Annotated in this window: 14 protein-coding genes; 13 read left to right on the forward strand and 1 reads right to left on the reverse strand. The window is 66.3% G+C overall.

The genetic code is table 11. The features are described from left to right. Positions 1–1,215 precede the first annotated feature (1,215 nt). Positions 1,216–1,911 (reverse strand): AIM24 family protein, encoded by a 696-nt coding sequence (locus NR101_RS15890; RefSeq protein WP_256776801.1) that lies wholly within the window; start codon positions 1,909–1,911, stop codon positions 1,216–1,218. A gap of 238 nt (positions 1,912–2,149) precedes the next feature. Here NR101_RS15890 and NR101_RS15895 point away from each other — a divergent pair, with 238 nt between their 5' ends. The 13 genes from NR101_RS15895 (at position 2,150) to NR101_RS15955 (ending at position 16,452) form a co-directional block, all read left to right on the forward strand. Continuing rightward, complete coding sequence (locus NR101_RS15895) at positions 2,150–3,649, forward strand: GGDEF domain-containing protein (protein WP_256776802.1); 1,500 nt, start codon at positions 2,150–2,152, stop codon at positions 3,647–3,649. Positions 3,650–3,774: 125 nt separating this feature from the next. Next, on the forward strand, positions 3,775–4,506 hold the full coding sequence (pyrH, locus tag NR101_RS15900; RefSeq protein ID WP_256776803.1) for a UMP kinase: 732 nt from the start codon (positions 3,775–3,777) through the stop codon (positions 4,504–4,506). A gap of 113 nt (positions 4,507–4,619) precedes the next feature. After that, positions 4,620–5,177 (forward strand): ribosome recycling factor, encoded by a 558-nt coding sequence (gene frr, locus NR101_RS15905; RefSeq protein ID WP_256776804.1) that lies wholly within the window; start codon positions 4,620–4,622, stop codon positions 5,175–5,177. A gap of 5 nt (positions 5,178–5,182) precedes the next feature. After that, positions 5,183–5,953, forward strand: a complete 771-nt coding sequence (gene uppS / locus NR101_RS15910; RefSeq protein ID WP_256776805.1) for a polyprenyl diphosphate synthase — start codon at positions 5,183–5,185, stop codon at positions 5,951–5,953. Then, positions 5,950–6,774 (forward strand): phosphatidate cytidylyltransferase, encoded by an 825-nt coding sequence (locus tag NR101_RS15915; RefSeq protein WP_256776806.1) that lies wholly within the window; start codon positions 5,950–5,952, stop codon positions 6,772–6,774. Before uppS ends, NR101_RS15915 begins: the two co-directional genes overlap by 4 nt. A 2-nt stretch (positions 6,775–6,776) precedes the next feature. Continuing rightward, positions 6,777–7,967 (forward strand): 1-deoxy-D-xylulose-5-phosphate reductoisomerase, encoded by a 1,191-nt coding sequence (gene dxr / locus NR101_RS15920; protein ID WP_256776807.1) that lies wholly within the window; start codon positions 6,777–6,779, stop codon positions 7,965–7,967. Positions 7,968–8,001: 34 nt separating this feature from the next. Continuing rightward, positions 8,002–9,360, forward strand: coding sequence for an RIP metalloprotease RseP (gene rseP, locus NR101_RS15925; protein WP_256776808.1), 1,359 nt, complete (start codon positions 8,002–8,004; stop codon positions 9,358–9,360). 73 nt (positions 9,361–9,433) lie between these two features. Continuing rightward, positions 9,434–11,797 (forward strand): outer membrane protein assembly factor BamA, encoded by a 2,364-nt coding sequence (bamA, locus tag NR101_RS15930; protein WP_256776809.1) that lies wholly within the window; start codon positions 9,434–9,436, stop codon positions 11,795–11,797. A 436-nt stretch (positions 11,798–12,233) separates the two neighbouring features. Further along, positions 12,234–13,256, forward strand: a complete 1,023-nt coding sequence (gene lpxD, locus NR101_RS15935; RefSeq protein ID WP_256776810.1) for a UDP-3-O-(3-hydroxymyristoyl)glucosamine N-acyltransferase — start codon at positions 12,234–12,236, stop codon at positions 13,254–13,256. Further along, the gene (gene fabZ / locus NR101_RS15940; protein WP_256776811.1) at positions 13,253–13,708 is read left to right on the forward strand and encodes a 3-hydroxyacyl-ACP dehydratase FabZ; all 456 of its coding nucleotides are present in this window, start codon (positions 13,253–13,255) and stop codon (positions 13,706–13,708) included. Before lpxD ends, fabZ begins: the two co-directional genes overlap by 4 nt. A gap of 19 nt (positions 13,709–13,727) precedes the next feature. Continuing rightward, positions 13,728–14,519 (forward strand): acyl-ACP--UDP-N-acetylglucosamine O-acyltransferase, encoded by a 792-nt coding sequence (gene lpxA / locus NR101_RS15945; protein WP_256776812.1) that lies wholly within the window; start codon positions 13,728–13,730, stop codon positions 14,517–14,519. Further along, positions 14,516–15,796: a lipid-A-disaccharide synthase gene (gene lpxB / locus NR101_RS15950; RefSeq protein ID WP_256776813.1), complete on the forward strand. Its 1,281-nt coding sequence runs from the start codon at positions 14,516–14,518 to the stop codon at positions 15,794–15,796. Before lpxA ends, lpxB begins: the two co-directional genes overlap by 4 nt. After that, a complete protein-coding gene (locus tag NR101_RS15955) occupies positions 15,793–16,452 on the forward strand; it encodes a ribonuclease HII (protein ID WP_256776814.1) in 660 nt (219 codons plus the stop codon). Before lpxB ends, NR101_RS15955 begins: the two co-directional genes overlap by 4 nt. Positions 16,453–16,821 lie beyond the last annotated feature (369 nt).

Here is a 16,821-nt window from a genome sequence, read left to right on the forward strand (position 1 = left end):
ATCCCTGGGGGCTCGCGGGCGCCATCCATGGCGCCCGACGGTCCCGGCAAGGGGGTAAGCCTGCCAGCCCCGACGTGGTGTCGCGAGCGGATGGATGTGAACAGCCGTGACGCTTCGCCGGGTGGTGATTTCGGTTCGCCAGGGTGAAAGGTGAAGGGTGAAAGGTGAAGGGTGAAGGGTGAAGGGTGAAGGGTGAAGGGTGAAGGGTGAAGGGTGAAAGGTTGGATGGTTGGTTGGATGGTTGGTTGGATGGTTGGTTGGATGGTTGGTTGGATGGTTGGATGGATGATTGGTTGGCTGAACGGTTGATCGGTTGGGATGGATGTTGATCAGGTATTGGGTGCTGATGTGGAGCGGGATCCAGGCGCGGTTACAAGCAGCCGAGCATGGCTCGGCTCTACCCTCTCCACACCCTGATTGGTTGGAAGGCTGATCGGCTGGGATGGATGTTGATCAGGTATTGGGTGTTGATGTGGAGCGGGATCCAGGCGTGGTTACAAGCAGCCGACCATGGGTCGGCTCTACCCTCTCCACACCCTGATTGGTTGGAAGGCTGATCGGCTGGGATGGATGTTGATCAGGTATTGGGTGTTGATGTGGAGCGGGATCCAGGCGTGGTTACAAGCAGCCGACCATGGGTCGGCTCTACCCTCTCCACACCCTGATTGGTTGGAAGGCTGATCGGCTGGGATGGATGTTGACCAGCTATTGGGTGTTGATGTGGAGCGGGATCCAGGCGCGGTTACAAGCAGCCGACCATGGGTCGGCTCTACCCTCTCCACACCATCTCCCAAACCATCCCTACCCAATCCCAACCCCTACCCAATCCCAATCCCCATCCCATCCCATCCCATCCCATCCCATCCCATCCCATCCCATCCAATCCATCAACTCACCCGCCGACCAACCCACCGGCCATCAACCAACAGCAACCCGACAGCCCACCAACCACCGGCTGTTGCCTCCCCCCAACGCCCCCGCACTCTGTCGGGGGTCGGTGCGGGTGGGTTGGCGGGACCGTTGGGCCGCATGGATGCGGCCCACGAGCCCCCATGGATGGGTTCACGGCGTGTCCCGCCAACCCACCCGCACCGACCCAACCCGCAGCACCGCAGCGCCGCCGTTGCAGTTGCAGTTGCAGTTGCAGTTGCACTGGCAGTTGCCGTCGCTCTTGCTGCTAAAAAAGCCAAAGCGCGCCAGCGCACCCCCAACCCCTCACCCCTTAGCCTGGAACGTAACTTCCTCATAAGGCTGCACAACCACCCAGCCCTCGCCCGCAAAACGCATCTGCAGCGTCTCGCCAGAGCCACGCCCCACCAAAGTCCCCAGCGAAATATCCGCCACGATCTCCGGCACCAGCGACCCCGACCAGGCCACCGTCGCGTTCGGATCGGTGAACACCGGACCGCCCTGCGCCGTCACCGGCAGCGTCAACGGCTCGTAGTGCGACGTCATCGCCACGATCCCGTGACCGCTCAACTTGATGTTGAACAGACCACCGGACAGCATCCCCGCCACCTTCTTCATCATCGTGATCTTCGACTCGATCCCGGTCTCGAAGGCCAGCACATCGTTGCCGTTGACGAAAATCGACTCCCCGGCCAGCCGCACCAGCGTCACCTGCTTGCCCGCATCGGCCAGGTACACACGCCCCTGCCCCTCCACCTTCATCAACTGCAGGCCCTCGCCCGTCATCATCTTCTTCAGCAGCGTCCCGAGACCCTGCTCCAGCAGCCCCTGACGGGTGAACTTCACCCCGCCCTTGCGGGCCACCATCGAACCGGCCTTCGCCCACACCATCCCATCGACGCGCACCTCCAGCATGTGCGGGCTTTCCAGCTCGAACGCATCGGCACTGACGTCCTTTTCCTGGGTGGTGGACAGAAACTCATGCAGCGACTTGACGGCCATCTGTTGCGTCATCCTTGTGATTAAGAGCGCGAATGGTAGCGGACCTCCCCCTCCGCCGGTGAATGTGTTACCAAGAGCGCGATGAACACACCCGCCGCGATCTGCCCACTGGTTTTGCAGCGCATGGCGCATTACCCACGATGCCGCCAACGCCAATCGAAAAACCACCGCAAGAATCAACGCTCAAATCTGTGACGGACTCCATGTATTCTTGCCTCAACACACCAGTAGCCCCGCCATGCCTCCCGAGCTGACAGCCGCCCTGGCGCTCTGCCGCAACCTGCCCTCGCCGCCCGGTATTGCCCTGCGCATCATCGAGCTGGCCCAGGACCCGGAAGCGGACATCACCACCGCCGCCGACATCATCGCCATCGACATGGCGCTGAGCGCGCGCATGCTGCGCATCGCCAATTCCCCGCTGTATGCCAGCCGCCGGCGCATCGAAAACCTCGGCCAGGCGCTGACCATGCTGGGCCTGAATGCCACCGTCAGCCTTGCCTTGGGCTTTACCGTCACCCAGGGCCTGACCAGCCCCGGGCAAGGCCAGGACCTGCGCGAACGCGCATGGCGGCGCAGCATTCTCAGTGCACTGGCCGCCAGCCTGCTCGGCCAGGCCCGCGGCCTGCGCAAGGCCGAAGAGCTGATGCTGGCCGGCCTGCTGCAGGACCTGGGCATCCTCGTGCTGGCCCAGTCGCAGCCGGACACCTACCTGCCGCTGCTGCGCCAAGCCAGGGACAACGACGCCCTGGTCGCACTCGAACGCGAACACCTGCAGTCCAGCCACGCCGAGGTCGGCGCCTGGATGGCCGACCAGTGGCAGCTGCCGCGCTACCTGGTGGACAGCATCGCCCGCAGCGAATCGCCGGCCGACGCCGAAGACAACTTCCAGACCTGCGTGGCCCTGTCCGGCGCCGTGGCCGACATCTGGCTCAGCGCCGATGCCGATGCCGCGCGCGAACACGCCCTGCAGCTGGTCAACGAGCGGCTGCAGCTGGACAGCGCCCAGTTCGACCAGGTCCTGGCCCGGATCGGCGAGGCCCTGCCCGATATCAGCGCCCTGTTCGAAACCACCCTGATCTCCCCTTCGCGCGTGCAGCAGCTGATCGACCACGCCCAGGAGCTGGCCACGCTGCGCAACCTGCGCGAAATGCAGGACGCGGCCATGGCCCGGCAGCGTGCCGATGAGTTCGAGGCCCGGGCCAACCGGCTGGCCGAACAGGCCCACCGCGATGCGCTCACCGGCGTGCTCAACCGCCGCCAGCTCGAGGCCGTGCTGGAACAGGAATTCCTGCGCGCCACCCGCCACGGCTGGCCACTGTCGGTGGCCTTCATCGACCTGGACGACTTCAAGAAGATCAATGACGCCCACGGCCACCTGATGGGCGACCAGGTCCTGCGCGCCTTCGCTGGCAAGCTGCAGGAGCAGCTGCGCACCAGCGACACCGTGGCCCGTTTCGGTGGCGAGGAATTCATCGCCCTGCTGCCCAACACCACCGAGCCGGTCGCCCTGGAAGTGGTGCGCCGGGTGCTAGCCAGCATCGTCAACACCCCGATGGCCGAAGTGGCCGACGGTCCGCTGTTTGTGACCTTCTCCGCCGGCGTGGCCACTCAGGGCGGCTACGAGCGTTTTGCCGATGTTCAGGACCTGCTCAAGGCCGCCGACGACGTGCTCTACCGCTCCAAGAACCTCGGGCGCAACCGCGTCATCGCTCGCTCGCCGGGGACCGCCCCGGCCTGAGCCGGGTCGGTCCCAGTGACGGCGGGGACCGGACCGGACCTGCGCCGCAGTGCAGCAAGATTTCTCCACGGACGGGCCCGGCTTCCAGTAGAATTTGCGCGTTTTCCACGCACCCAGAGGCCACCATGTCCAATCTTTCCTATCGTCGCATCCTGCTGAAAGTTTCCGGGGAGGCACTGATGGGGGATGAGGACTACGGCATCGACCCGAAGGTCATCAACCGCCTTGCCCGCGAAGTGATCGAAGCCCAGCAGGCCGGCGCCGAAGTGGCGCTGGTGATCGGCGGCGGCAACATCTTCCGCGGCGCCGGTCTCGCCGCTGGCGGCATGGACCGGGTGACCGGCGACCAGATGGGCATGCTCGCCACCGTGATCAACGCGCTGGCCATGCAGGACGCGCTGGAGAAGCTCGGCGCCAAGGCGCGCGTGATGAGCGCCATCAAGATCAACGACGTGTGCGAGGACTACATCCGCCGCCGTGCCATCCGCCACCTGGAAAAGGGCCGCCTGGTGATCTTCGCCGCCGGCGTCGGCAGCCCGTTCTTCACCACCGACTCGGGCGCGGCCCTGCGCGCGATCGAAATCGGCGCGGACCTGCTGCTGAAGGCGACCAAGGTCGACGGCGTCTACGACAAGGACCCCAACAAGTACAGCGATGCGGTCCGCTTCGACAGCCTGACCTACGACGAAGTGATCCGTCGCGGCCTGGAAGTGATGGACACCGCCGCCTTTGCCCTGGCACGCGACAGCGACCTGCCGCTGCGCGTGTTCGACATGGGCCAGCCGGGCGAACTGCTGAAGATCCTGCACGGCGAAAACATCGGTACGCTGGTCAAGGGCCGCGACCAGGCTGCCTGAACGAGGCACGCGCCGCTCCCCCGTGGAGCGGCCGCTGGCGGCGTCGATAAGGCGGCCAGACCCCTTATTCGCCTATAATCGCCCGATTACCGGTTAGATCCAGGATTCGGGCGATGCTCAACGAAATCAAGCAGGACGCGCAGACGCGCATGGCAAAGAGCATCGATGCTCTGAAGCACACCCTCACCTCCATCCGCACCGGCCGTGCGTCCCCGGCCCTGCTGGACCGTATCACCGTCAAGGCCTACGGCACCGACACCCCCCTCAACCAGGTGGCCTCGATCAGCGTCTCCGAAGGCCACTCGCTGGTCATCACCCTGTTCGACAAGGGCATGATCAAGGACGTCGAGAAGGCGATCTACGCCTCCGACCTCGGCCTGACCCCGAACGTGGCCGGCACCGTCATCCGCCTGAACCTGCCGCCGCCGACCGAAGAGCGCCGCAAGGAGCTGGGCAAGCAGGTGCAGAAGGAAGGCGAAGGCGCCAAGATCGCCATCCGCAACATCCGCCAGGACGCCAACAAGGCGATCGCCGCGCTGATCAAGGACAAGGCGATCAGCGAAGACGACAAGAAGCGCGGCGAAGACGACATCCAGAAGCTGACCGACAAGTCCATCAAGGATGTCGATAGCGTCGTGGCCGAGAAAGAAAAGGAACTGATGGCGGTCTGAGCCCCATGTCCCAGGCCCCGACCACCAGCACCCCCGCGCCGATCCCGCGCCACGTTGCCATCATCATGGATGGCAACGGGCGCTGGGCGCAGAAGCGACGCCGTCCGCGCGTGATCGGCCATCGTGCCGGCGCGCGGGCGGTCAACCGCACCATCGATTTCTGCCTGGAGCGTGGCGTCGCCGCGCTGACCCTGTTCGCCTTTTCCAGTGAAAACTGGGGCCGGCCGCAGGACGAAGTCGATGCGCTGATGAAACTGTTCCTCAATGCCCTCGACCGCGAAGTGGACGAGCTGCATCGGCGTGGCGTGCGCGTGCGCTTCATCGGCGAACGCGAGCGCTTTGGCGCCGGGCTGGTCAGCCGCATGCAGCTGGCCGAACAACGCACCGCCGACAACCGTGCGATGACCCTGAGCATTGCCGCCAGCTACGGCGGCCGCCAGGACATCGCCCGCGCCGCGCGCGAACTGGCCGCCGAGGTTGCCGCCGGCCGACTGCTGCCCGAACAGATCGACGAAGCGATGCTGTCCAGCCGGGTCGCCCTGGCCGACCTGCCACCGCCGGACCTGTTCATCCGCACCGGCGGCGATACCCGTATCAGCAATTTCCTGCTGTGGCAGCTGGCCTACACCGAACTGTGGTTCACCGACGTGCTGTGGCCCGAGTTCGACGCCGCCGTCCTGCAGCAGGCGCTCGACGCCTACGCCGCACGTGAGCGCCGCTTCGGCCTGACCAGCGCCCAGATCGCCGCCCTGGCCACCGAGAGCTCCACCCCATGACCAAAACCCGAGTCATCGCCGCGCTGATCATGGCGCCGGTCGCCATCCTCGCCATCCTCATGCTGCCCACCCAGTGGCTGGCCGCCGCCGCCGCCGCCGTGTTCCTGATCGGGCTGTGGGAATGGCTGAAGCTGGCCGACGTGGACGACACCCTCGCCCGCACCGTGCTGCTGGTCCTGAACCTGCTGCTGATGGTGCTGATGGTGTGGGCCGGCGACGGCTCGCTGGTGCTGTACCAGATCGCGGCGCTGGTCGGCATCGGCTGGTGGCTGATGGCCCTGCTGTGGCTGCGTTTCTTCACCTTCGGGGCCAGCCCGAGCAGCCCGGCGCGTGCGCTCAAGCTGCTGGCCGGCACCCTGGCGATCGTCCCGGCGTGGGCCTCGCTGGTGCTCATCCATGCCACCGGCGAGAACGGCCACCTGTGGCTGCTGACCGCGCTGGCGGTGGTGTGGGCGGCCGATTCAGGTGCCTACTTCGCCGGCCGCACCTTCGGCCGCACCAAGCTGGCGCCCCGGATCAGCCCCAACAAGACCTGGGAAGGCCTGGGCGGCGGCATGGTCGCCGGCCTGATCGTGGCGCTGGGCTTCGGCTGGCTCGCCGGTGTCGACAGCGGCCACGTGGTCGGCCTGATCGTCACCGCCGTGGTCACCGTGTTCGCCTCGGTGCTGGGCGACCTGTACGAGAGCCTGATCAAGCGCCACGCCGGCGCCAAGGACTCGGGCCACATCATTCCCGGCCACGGCGGCGTGCTGGACCGCATCGACGGCGTCCTTGCCGCGCTGCCGGTGTTCGCGCTGGGCAAGGAAATTTTCGGATTCTGATCATGGACGCTGTCAACCGCCCCCGCCGGGTCGCCGTGTTTGGCGCCACCGGCTCGATCGGCGCATCCGCGCTGGATGTGATCGCGCGCCATCCGGACCGCTACCAGGTCACCGTCCTGGCCGCCGGCCGCCAGGTGCAGGCGCTGGTCGCGCTGTGCGCCGCGCATCGGCCCGCGCATGCGGTGATCGCCGACGAAGTGCTGTTCACCGCGCTGCGCGATGGCCTGCGCGACGCCGGCCTGGCCACCCAGGCCCATGCCGGCGCGGCCGCGCTGGATGCGCTGGCTGCCAGCGACCAGTGCGACACCCTGGTGGCGGCGATCGTGGGCGCGGCGGGACTGTCCTCAACCTTGGCCGCGGCCGCGGCCGGCAAACGCATCCTGCTGGCCAACAAGGAATCGCTGGTGCTGGCCGGCGAACTGCTGATGCGCCAAGCCGCCGCCGGCGGCGCCGAAATCATCCCCATCGACAGCGAACACAGCGCGATCTTCCAGTGCCTGCGCTCGCGCGATGCCAGCCTGGAAGGCGCCGGTGTACGCCGGATCCTGCTGACCGCTTCGGGCGGTCCGTTCCGTGGCCGCAGCCGCGCGCAGCTGGCCGAGGTCACCCCGGCGCAGGCCGTGGCCCACCCGAAGTGGTCGATGGGCCCGAAGATCTCGGTCGATTCGGCGACGTTGATGAACAAGGGCCTGGAAGTCATCGAGGCCCACCACCTGTTCAACGTCCCCGGCGCGCGCATCGAGGTGCTGGTGCATCCGCAGAGCCTGGTGCACTCGCTGGTCGAGTTCATCGACGGCTCCACCCTGGCCCAGCTGGGCCTGCCCGACATGCGCACCACCCTGGCCGTGGGCCTGGGCTGGCCGCAGCGGATCGACTCGGGCGTCGGCGGACTGGACCTGCTGACCCAGGGCCGGCTCGATTTCGAGGCGCCCGACAATGACGCTTTTCCCTGTCTGGGCCTGGCCTGGCAGGCGATGGCCGCCGGCGGCACGGCGCCGGCCATCCTCAATGCCGCCAATGAAGTGGCGGTTTCAGCGTTTCTTCAGGGTCAGGTCGCTTTCCTTGCCATTCCGGCGCTGGTGGCTAACGCTCTTTCAACACTGTCGGTCGAGTCCGCCGATACACTTGAGGTCCTGCTGGCCGCCGACCAGCGTGCCCGCCTGATCACCCAGACCGCCATCGACCACGCCTGAATGCCCTTCCCGCCGTCCTCCAGCACTGTTCACCATGGGTGAGTTCATCGGATCTGTCTGGTGGATGATCGTCAGCCTTGGCGTGCTGGTGACGTTTCACGAGTTCGGCCATTACTGGGTGGCCCGCCGCTGCGGGGTGAAGGTGCTGCGCTTCTCGGTAGGCTTCGGCCGACCGCTGTGGATGCGCCGCAACCGCGACGGCACCGAGTTCGCGATCGCCGCGATTCCGCTCGGCGGCTACGTGAAGATGCTCGACGAGCGCGAGGTCGAGGTACACCCGCACGAGCGCGGCCTGGCCTTCAACCACAAGACCGTCTGGCAACGCATCGCCATCGTCGCCGCCGGCCCGATCGCCAACCTGCTGCTGTGCATCGCCCTGCTCTGGGCGATGTTCGTGCTCGGCCGCCAGGACTATTCAGCCACCATCGGCCGCACCACCGGCATGGCCCAGGCCGCCGGGCTGCAGGCCGGCGACCGCGTGCTGAGCGTGGATGGCCGCGCGGTGGCCACCGCCGGTGAAGCCAGCATGGCCCTCACCACCGCCGCCATGGACCGCCACGACGCCCGCGTCGAGGTGCTCGACAGCCTGGACCAGACCCGTACTCGCAGCCTGCCGCTGTCGCAGCTGCCGACCGGCTTCAACGAGCGCCAGGTGCTGTCGCTGTCCGGCGTGGGCTGGCTGTCCTCGCTGCAACCGGCGCAGGTGGACAAGGTCCTGCCCGATTCCGCCGCGCAGGGCGTGGTGATGCCCGGCGACCTGATCGTGGCCATCGACGGCCAGCGCATCGACGGGGCCGACCAGGTGCCGGCGCAGATCCGTGCGCTGGGCCAGCGCGGCGGCCCCGGCATGATCGAAGTCCAGCGCGGCGGCGAACGCCTGGCCCTGGAGCTGACCCCACGCCAGGGCAAGGACGCACAGGGCGCGCCGGTCTGGCAGATCGGGATCGGCTTTGCCCAGCCCAGCGCCCCGGTCTATGACGCCAAGCTGCAGTACGGTCCGCTGGCCGCGGTACCGGTGGCGCTGCGCGAAACGGCACGGATGGCCGGCGACTCGCTGGGCATGATGCGCCGCATCGTGACCGGCAACGCCTCACTGCAGAACATTTCCGGCCCGGTCACCATTGCCCGGGTGGCCAATGTCTCGGCCCAGCGCGGGGCGGACTGGTTCCTGTATTTCCTGGCCCTGCTGTCGCTGAGCCTGTGCATCATCAACCTGCTGCCCATCCCCATCTTGGACGGCGGGCACCTGCTGTATTACCTTATTGAGTTGGTCAAGGGCAGCCCGCTTAGCGAGCGTGCCATGGCCGCCGGGCAGTATGTGGGCCTGGCGCTGCTGGCCGGGCTGATGGGACTGGCGTTCTACAACGACATCCTCAGCCTGCCGCTGCGATGAACTTTTTCCCTTTTGTCGTCGTCTTATGCGCCGGCATCCCGCAACATTGCATTCGACTCCAACCGGACGTGACATGACGCGACTCCCCAATCGCCGCCTGCTTGCCCTCGCACTCGCCGCCGGTTTCGGCGCGCCCGCCCTGGCCCAGGCAGCCGAGCCCTTCACCGTCAGCGACATCCGTGTCGATGGTCTGCAGCGCATCACCTCCGGTACCGTGTTCACCTACCTGCCGGTGGAACGTGGCGAGACGCTGACCGACAGCAAGGTCGGCGAGAGCATCCGTGCCCTGTACAAGACCGGCTTCTTCGAAGACGTCCAGATCGACCGCCAGGGCAACATCCTGGTGGTCACGGTCAAGGAACGCCCGGCGATCAACAAGTTGACCGTCACCGGCAACAAGGACATCAAGAGCGACCAGCTGCTCAAGGGTCTGAGCGACATCGGCCTGACCGAGGGCGGCACCTTCGACCGCTTGAGCCTGGACCGGGTGACCCAGGAACTTCGCCGCCAGTACAACGACCGTGGCAAGTACAACGTCGACATCACCCCGACGGTGAGCCCGCTGGACCGCAATCGCGTGGACATCACCATCGCGATCAAGGAAGGCAAGGCCGCCAAGATCCAGCACGTCAACCTGGTGGGCACCGAGAAGTTCGCCGCCAAAGACATCCTGGAAACCTGGGAATCCAAGGAGCACAACTGGGCCTCGTGGTACCGCCGCGATGACCAGTACTCCAAGGAAAAGCTGTCCGGCGACCTCGAAAAGCTGAACGGCTGGTACCTGGACCGCGGCTACGTCGACTTCAGCATCGACTCCACCCAGGTCTCGATCAGCCCCGACAAGCGCGACATGTTCATCACCGCCGGCGTGACCGAGGGTGAGCAGTACAAGATTTCCGACATCAAGGTCACCGGCGACACGATCCTGCCGCAGGCCGATGTCGAGCGCATGGTGATCCAGAAGTCCGGCGACACGTTCTCGCGCGCGCTGCTGGAGTTCAGCTCCGATGCGATCACCAATTCGCTATCCAACATCGGGTACGCCTTCGCCAAGGTCAACCCGATCCCGACGAGCAACCGCGCCGAGCAGACCGTTGCGATCAACATGCAGGTCGTTCCCGGCCCGCGTGTGTCGGTGCGCCGCATCATCTTCAAGGGCAACACCCGCACCTCCGACGAAGTGCTCCGTCGTGAAATGCGCCAGTTCGAAAACAGCTGGTACTCGCAGGCGGCCATCGACCGTTCCAAGATCCGCTTGCAGCGTCTGGGTTACTTCGAGTCGGTCGACGTCGAAACGCCGCCGGTCACCGGCAGCAATGACCAGGTCGACGTGGTCTACAACGTCAAGGAAACCACCTCGGGCAGCTTCGTGTTCGGCCTGGGCTATTCGCAGTCCTACGGCATGACCACCTCGGTGCAGCTGTCGCAGAACAACTTCCTCGGCGGCGGCAACCGCGTGTCGGTGGAAGCGTCGCGCAGCAGCTACCTGCAGCGTTACGGCTTCAGCTACACCAACCCGTACTTCACCGACGACGGCGTCTCGCTGGGCTACAACCTGTCCTGGCGCGAGCTGGACTACTCCGACTTCAACACCGCGCAGTACAACAGCACCAACGGTGCCGCGCAGGTGGTGTTCGGCGTGCCGATCACCGAGAACGACACCGTCTCGCTGATGGTGGGCATCGACAGCAACCAGATCACGACGTACGAAGGCTCGACTCCGGCGTCGATCATCGATTACATCAACGCCGTCGGCCGCAAGACGTTCCACTCCTGGCGCAGCGAGCTGGGCTGGGCACGTGATACCCGCAACGACTACTTCATGCCCACCCGCGGTACCTACCAGCGTGTCGGCCTGGAAACCACCCTGCCCGGCTCGACCGTCGAGTACTACAAGCTGAACTACCAGTTCTCCAAGTACTGGCCGATCATCCCGTCGCTGGTCATCAACACCCGCGCTGAAATCGGCTACGGCGACAGCTATGGCAAGGACATGTCCGCCGTGGTCACCGAGCCGGACGGCACTACCCGCGTAGTGACCGCCTCGGGCCTGCCGTTCTTCGAGAACTTCTACGCCGGCGGTACCAACTCGGTGCGTGGCTTCGAAGACAACACCCTGGGCCCGCGCGAAGTGACCCGGGGCTACCCGAACGGCCAGCCGCTGGGTGGTTCGCTGAAGACCGTCGGCTCGGTGGAAGCGTACTTCCCGCGTCTGTTCGACAGCCCGTCGGCGCGCATCTCGGCCTTCGTCGACTTCGGTAACGTGTACAACGGCGTGGACAACTTCAAGGCCAACGAGCTACGCGTGTCCACCGGTGTGGCCCTGCTGTGGCGCGCCCCGGTCGGTCCGATCTCGATCAGCTACGCCTTCCCGCTAAAGAAGGAAGACGGCGACGAAGTCGAGCGCCTGCAATTTACCTTCGGCGGTCAGTTCTGACCGTCGAAGGTAACCCAAGGTTTGCGTTGCAAACCTTGGGGCCTGTCCTGCCTCCTTGACCCCGCGCCTGTCGGCGCGCCCCCTTCAACAAGAAGGGGGCTCTGCACCAGATGCGCTACGAGACGCCGGGCTTTGCCCGGCGTTTTCGTTTTTGGGTTGGGACGGATGGGGGATCGAGAGCCGGCCAGCGGCCGGCACTACCTGTCCGCGCTGGCGTTGAACCGTCAGGGTCGTGGCAGGTAGCCCTGGCCAGGACCGTTGGGCTGCAGGATGCAGCCCACGCGCCCCCAAGGATGGGTTTTTACGGCGTGTCCTGGACAGGGCTACCCCCACGAACCCGCGCGACAGCAACCCAATCGCCACGCCGCAACAAACCGACCCGGCCCAAAACCCCACCCTGCATGACCGATCCGGCGCCACACGGTAAACTTCCGCCGTGAATACTCCTACCCATACCGCCCAGCAACTCGCCGAGCAGTTTGGCCTGCAGGTCCATGGCGATGGCAGCACTGCCATCCATGGCGTGGCCACCCTTGCCCATGCCGGCCCCGGCCAGCTGACCTTCCTCGCCAACCCGCGTTACCGCGCCCACCTGGCCGACAGCCAGGCCGGGATCGTCGTGCTGCGCGCCGAGGATGCCGATGCCGCCCCCGGCACCGCGCTGATCGCCAAAGACCCTTACACCACCTTCGCCAAGATCGCGGCCCTGTTCGACATCGCCCCCGCGCGACCGCCTGGCATCCACCCCAGCGCCGTCATCGACCCCAGCGCCCAGGTTGCCGCCAGCGCGCACATCGGCCCATTCGTCAGCATCGGCGCCGGCAGCAGCGTCGGCGAGAACTGCATCATCGGCGCCGGCAGCATCATCGGCGAAGACTGTCACCTGGATACCGGCTGCGAACTGATCGCCCGCGTCACCCTGGTCACCCGCGTCAGGCTCGGCAAGCGCGTGCGCGTGCATCCCGGCGCCGTGCTCGGTGCCGACGGCTTCGGCCTGGCCATGGACGCGGGTGCCTGGATCAAGGTGCCCCAGCTTGGCGGCGTGCGCATCGGCAACGACTGCGAAATCGGTGCCAACACCTGCGTCGATCGCGGCGCGCTGGAAGACACCGTGCTCGACGACGACGTGCGCCTGGACAATCTGGTCCAGATCGCCCACAACGTCCAGATCGGCTCCCACTCGGCCATCGCCGGCTGCACCGGCATCGCCGGCAGCGCCAAGATCGGCCGTTACTGCCTGCTGGGTGGGCACGTGGGCGTCGTTGGCCACCTCGAAATCTGCGACAAGGTCGTCATCACCGGCAAGTCGGTGGTGCGCAACTCCATCCATGAGCCGGGCGAGTACTCGTCTGGTACCCCGTTGACCGACAATCGCACGTGGCGCAAGAACGCCGCGCGCTTCAAGCAGCTTGATGCCCTGGCCCGTCGCATCCTGTCTGTGAGCAAGGAGAAGGAATGAGCCACGACCAGAAGCTGCCTGACATCACCCAGATCCAGGCACTGATCCCCCACCGCTACCCGTTCCTGCTGGTCGACAAGGTTGTCGCGATCGATTACGAGAAGCGCACGATCATCGCCACCAAGAACGTCAGCATCAACGAGCCGTTCTTCCAGGGCCACTTCCCCAGCCAGCCGATCATGCCCGGCGTGCTGATCATCGAAGCCATGGCCCAGGCCGGTGGCGTGCTGACCCAGCTGACCCTGGGCCGCGATGCCCAGTCCAAGTTGTTCTACATGGTGAAGGTCGACAAGGCCCGCTTCACCAAGCAGGTGGTGCCCGGCGACGTGCTGGAAATGCACGTGGAGATCAAGCGGGTGATCCGCAACATGGCGGTGTACGACTGCGTGGCCAAGGTCGACGGCGAAGTGGTCGCCTGCGCCGAAGTGCTGTGCGCCGGCACCCGCGAATGACCCGGGCAGGAGACCTGCAATGAACGACAACGCTCCCCTCATCCACCCCACCGCGGTCATCGACCCGTCGGCGAGATTGGCTGCGGATGTACGCGTCGGTGCGTTCTGCCTGATCGGCGCCGACGTCGAGATCGGCGCCGGCACCGAAGTGGGACCGCACTGCTCGATCCATGGCCCGACCCGGATCGGCCGCAACAACCGCTTCATCGGCCATGCCGCGATCGGTGGCGAGCCGCAGGACAAGAAGTACAAGGGTGAACGCACCCGCTTGGTGATCGGCGATGACAACGTCATCCGCGAATTCGTCACCATCAACCGCGGCACCGAAGGCGGCGGCGGCATCACCACCGTCGGTGACGACAACTGGATGTTGGCCTACACGCACGTCGCCCATGACTGCCACGTCGGCAACCACTGCGTGTTCTCCAACAACACCACGCTGGCCGGCCATGTCACCGTCGGCGATTACGTCATCATCAGCGGCTTCGCCGGTGCGCACCAGTTCTGCCGGATCGGCGCGCACGCCTTCCTGGGCATGGGCGCGCTGACCAACGGCGACGTGCCGCCGTTCACCATGGTCGGCAGCGACTCGCTCGGCCGGCCGCGCGGGATCAACAGCGAAGGCCTCAAGCGTCGCGGCTTCGATGCCGAGCGCATCGCCAGCATCAAGCGCGCCTACCGCACCCTTTACGTGGCCGGTTTGCCGCTGGCCGAGGCCAAGGTGCAGCTGGCCGAACAGGCCGAGCACAGCCCTGACGTCAAGGACCTGCTGGACTTCATCGAGCACGCCGAGAGGCCGCTGCTGCGATGACGGCTCCGGGCGGGCACCTCCCAGCCGGCACTACCGCGCAGATCATCGAGCTGGCGGTGGTCGCCGATGCCCTCGGCCAGGCCAACCTGGCGCACACCTCGGACCGACCGGTGCGGATCGCACTGGTCGCCGGCGAGGCCTCTGGCGACCTGCTGGGTGCGGGCCTGGTGCGCGAACTGAAGGCACGTTTTCCCAACGCCGAGTTCGCCGGGATCGGTGGCGATGCGATGCGGAGTGCCGGCTGCCAGACCTGGTTCGATGCCAGCGAACTGGCGGTGATGGGCCTGACCGAAATCCTGCGCCACCTGCCGCGCCTGTTGAAGCTGCGCGGCCAGTTCCGCACGCGCGCGCTGGACTGGCAGCCGGACGTGTTCATCGGCATCGATGCGCCGGACTTCAACCTGGGCGTGGAGCGCTGGCTGAAGGAACGCGGCATCACCACGGTGCATTACGTAAGCCCGTCAGTGTGGGCATGGCGCGAGAAGCGTGCGGAGAAGATCGGGGCCAGCGCGGACCTGGTGCTGTGCCTGTTCCCGATGGAGCCGCCGATCTACGCCCGCCACGGCATCGATGCGCGTTTCGTGGGGCATCCGATGGCCGACGATATTCCGCTGCAGAGTGATCGCGACGCGGCGCGCATGGCCCTGGGCCTGCCGCCCAACGCGAAGGTGCTGGCCGTGCTGCCAGGCAGCCGTTTGGGTGAGATCGGCAAACTGGGCGAGGCGTTCTTCGAGGCGGCCTGGCAGGTGTCCGAGCGCATTCCGGGCCTGCATGTGGTGGTACCGGCGGCCAATCCTGCCTGCCGCCAGCTGCTCAGCGAGCAGCTGTCACGGTCGGCGTTGCCGGTGGCCTATTCGCACCTGCTCGATGGCGACGCGCGCAACGCGATGATCGCCGCCGACGTGGTGGTGCTGGCCTCGGGCACGGCCACGCTGGAGACCATGCTGGTCAAGCGCCCGATGGTGGTTGGCTACCGCGTGGCCGAGCTGACTTACCGCATCGTGAAGGCGCTGGGGCTGATCAAGGTGAATCGTTTCGCCCTGCCCAACATTCTGGCAGGCAAGGACCTGGCACCGGAGCTGATCCAGCACGACTGCACGCCGGACAAGCTGGCGGCGGCGATCCTGCAGTGGTTCGACCATCCACAGCGCGCGATCGACCTGCAGGACACCTACCGGCAGCTGCATCTGCAGCTGCGCCAGGATGCCTCGGCACGTGCGGCCGACGCGGTGGCCGAGCTGCTGGGCAAGCGCGTGGCAGGCGGGGCGGCGGCATGAGCCGGCGGCACGCGGCGGCCGCATCGATGGCCCTGTTTGATGGGGCGGCGCTGGCGACGGTGGCTCCCCGGTACGTGGCCGGCGTGGACGAAGCCGGTCGCGGCCCGCTGGCCGGGCCCGTGGCGGTGGCGGCGGTGGTGTTCTGTCCGGATCGCCCGCGTCTGAACGGGCTGGACGATTCCAAGCAGTTGACTGCCGCGCGACGCGATCAGTTGTTCGACAGAATCCTGGACCGCGCGCTGGCCTTCCACGTGGTGATGGTGGAGGTGGGCGAGATCGATGCGCTGAACATCTACCAGGCGACGATGCTGGGCATGCGGCGCGCGGTGGAAGGCGTGGCGCACGTGGCGCAGTTTGCGCGCATCGACGGCAATGTGGTGCCCAAGGGCCTGCCCTGCCCGGCACAGGCGCTGGTCGGCGGCGACGGGCTGGACCGGGCGATCATGGCGGCTTCGATCCTGGCCAAGGTGAGCCGCGATCGTTTCATGCTGTCGCTGCACGAGCAGCATCCCGAGTACGGTTTCGATCAGCACAAGGGCTACGGGACGCCGGCGCATCTGGCGGCGTTGCGTTCGCACGGTCCCTGTCCGCAGCACCGCCGCAGTTTCGCCCCGGTCCGCGCGTGTTTTGACGATGCGGTGGCGGTGGCGGGGTGATTGGGGTTTTTTTGGAGCTTTAAAGCTTTGAAGCTTTGAAGCAAGAGCCAAAGCGGTGTGCTGGCTGCTTGCGGTGCAGGGCGGTGCGGGTGGGTTGGCGGGACACGCCGTAAATCCGTACGTGGAGGCTCGGTGTTGCCATCCATGGCAACACACGGTCCCGCCAACCCACCCGGACCACCCTCCGACAGTTGGCGGGTGCCGCCGGGATTCAACAGCGGGGCTGCGCGGTTCCGGTGCGATGACAGCTGATCGGGGGGTTGGGTTGTAGGTGCCGAGCATGGCTCGGCACTACCCTTTCCCAAGCCCCGCCAACCGACCCGCCTCCCCCCTCCGACGGTTGGCTGATGCTCACCGGAATTTGAGAGC

Origin of the sequence: Stenotrophomonas sp. Ste86 (assembly GCF_024519465.1) — a bacterium.
GTDB lineage: Bacteria > Pseudomonadota > Gammaproteobacteria > Xanthomonadales > Xanthomonadaceae > Stenotrophomonas.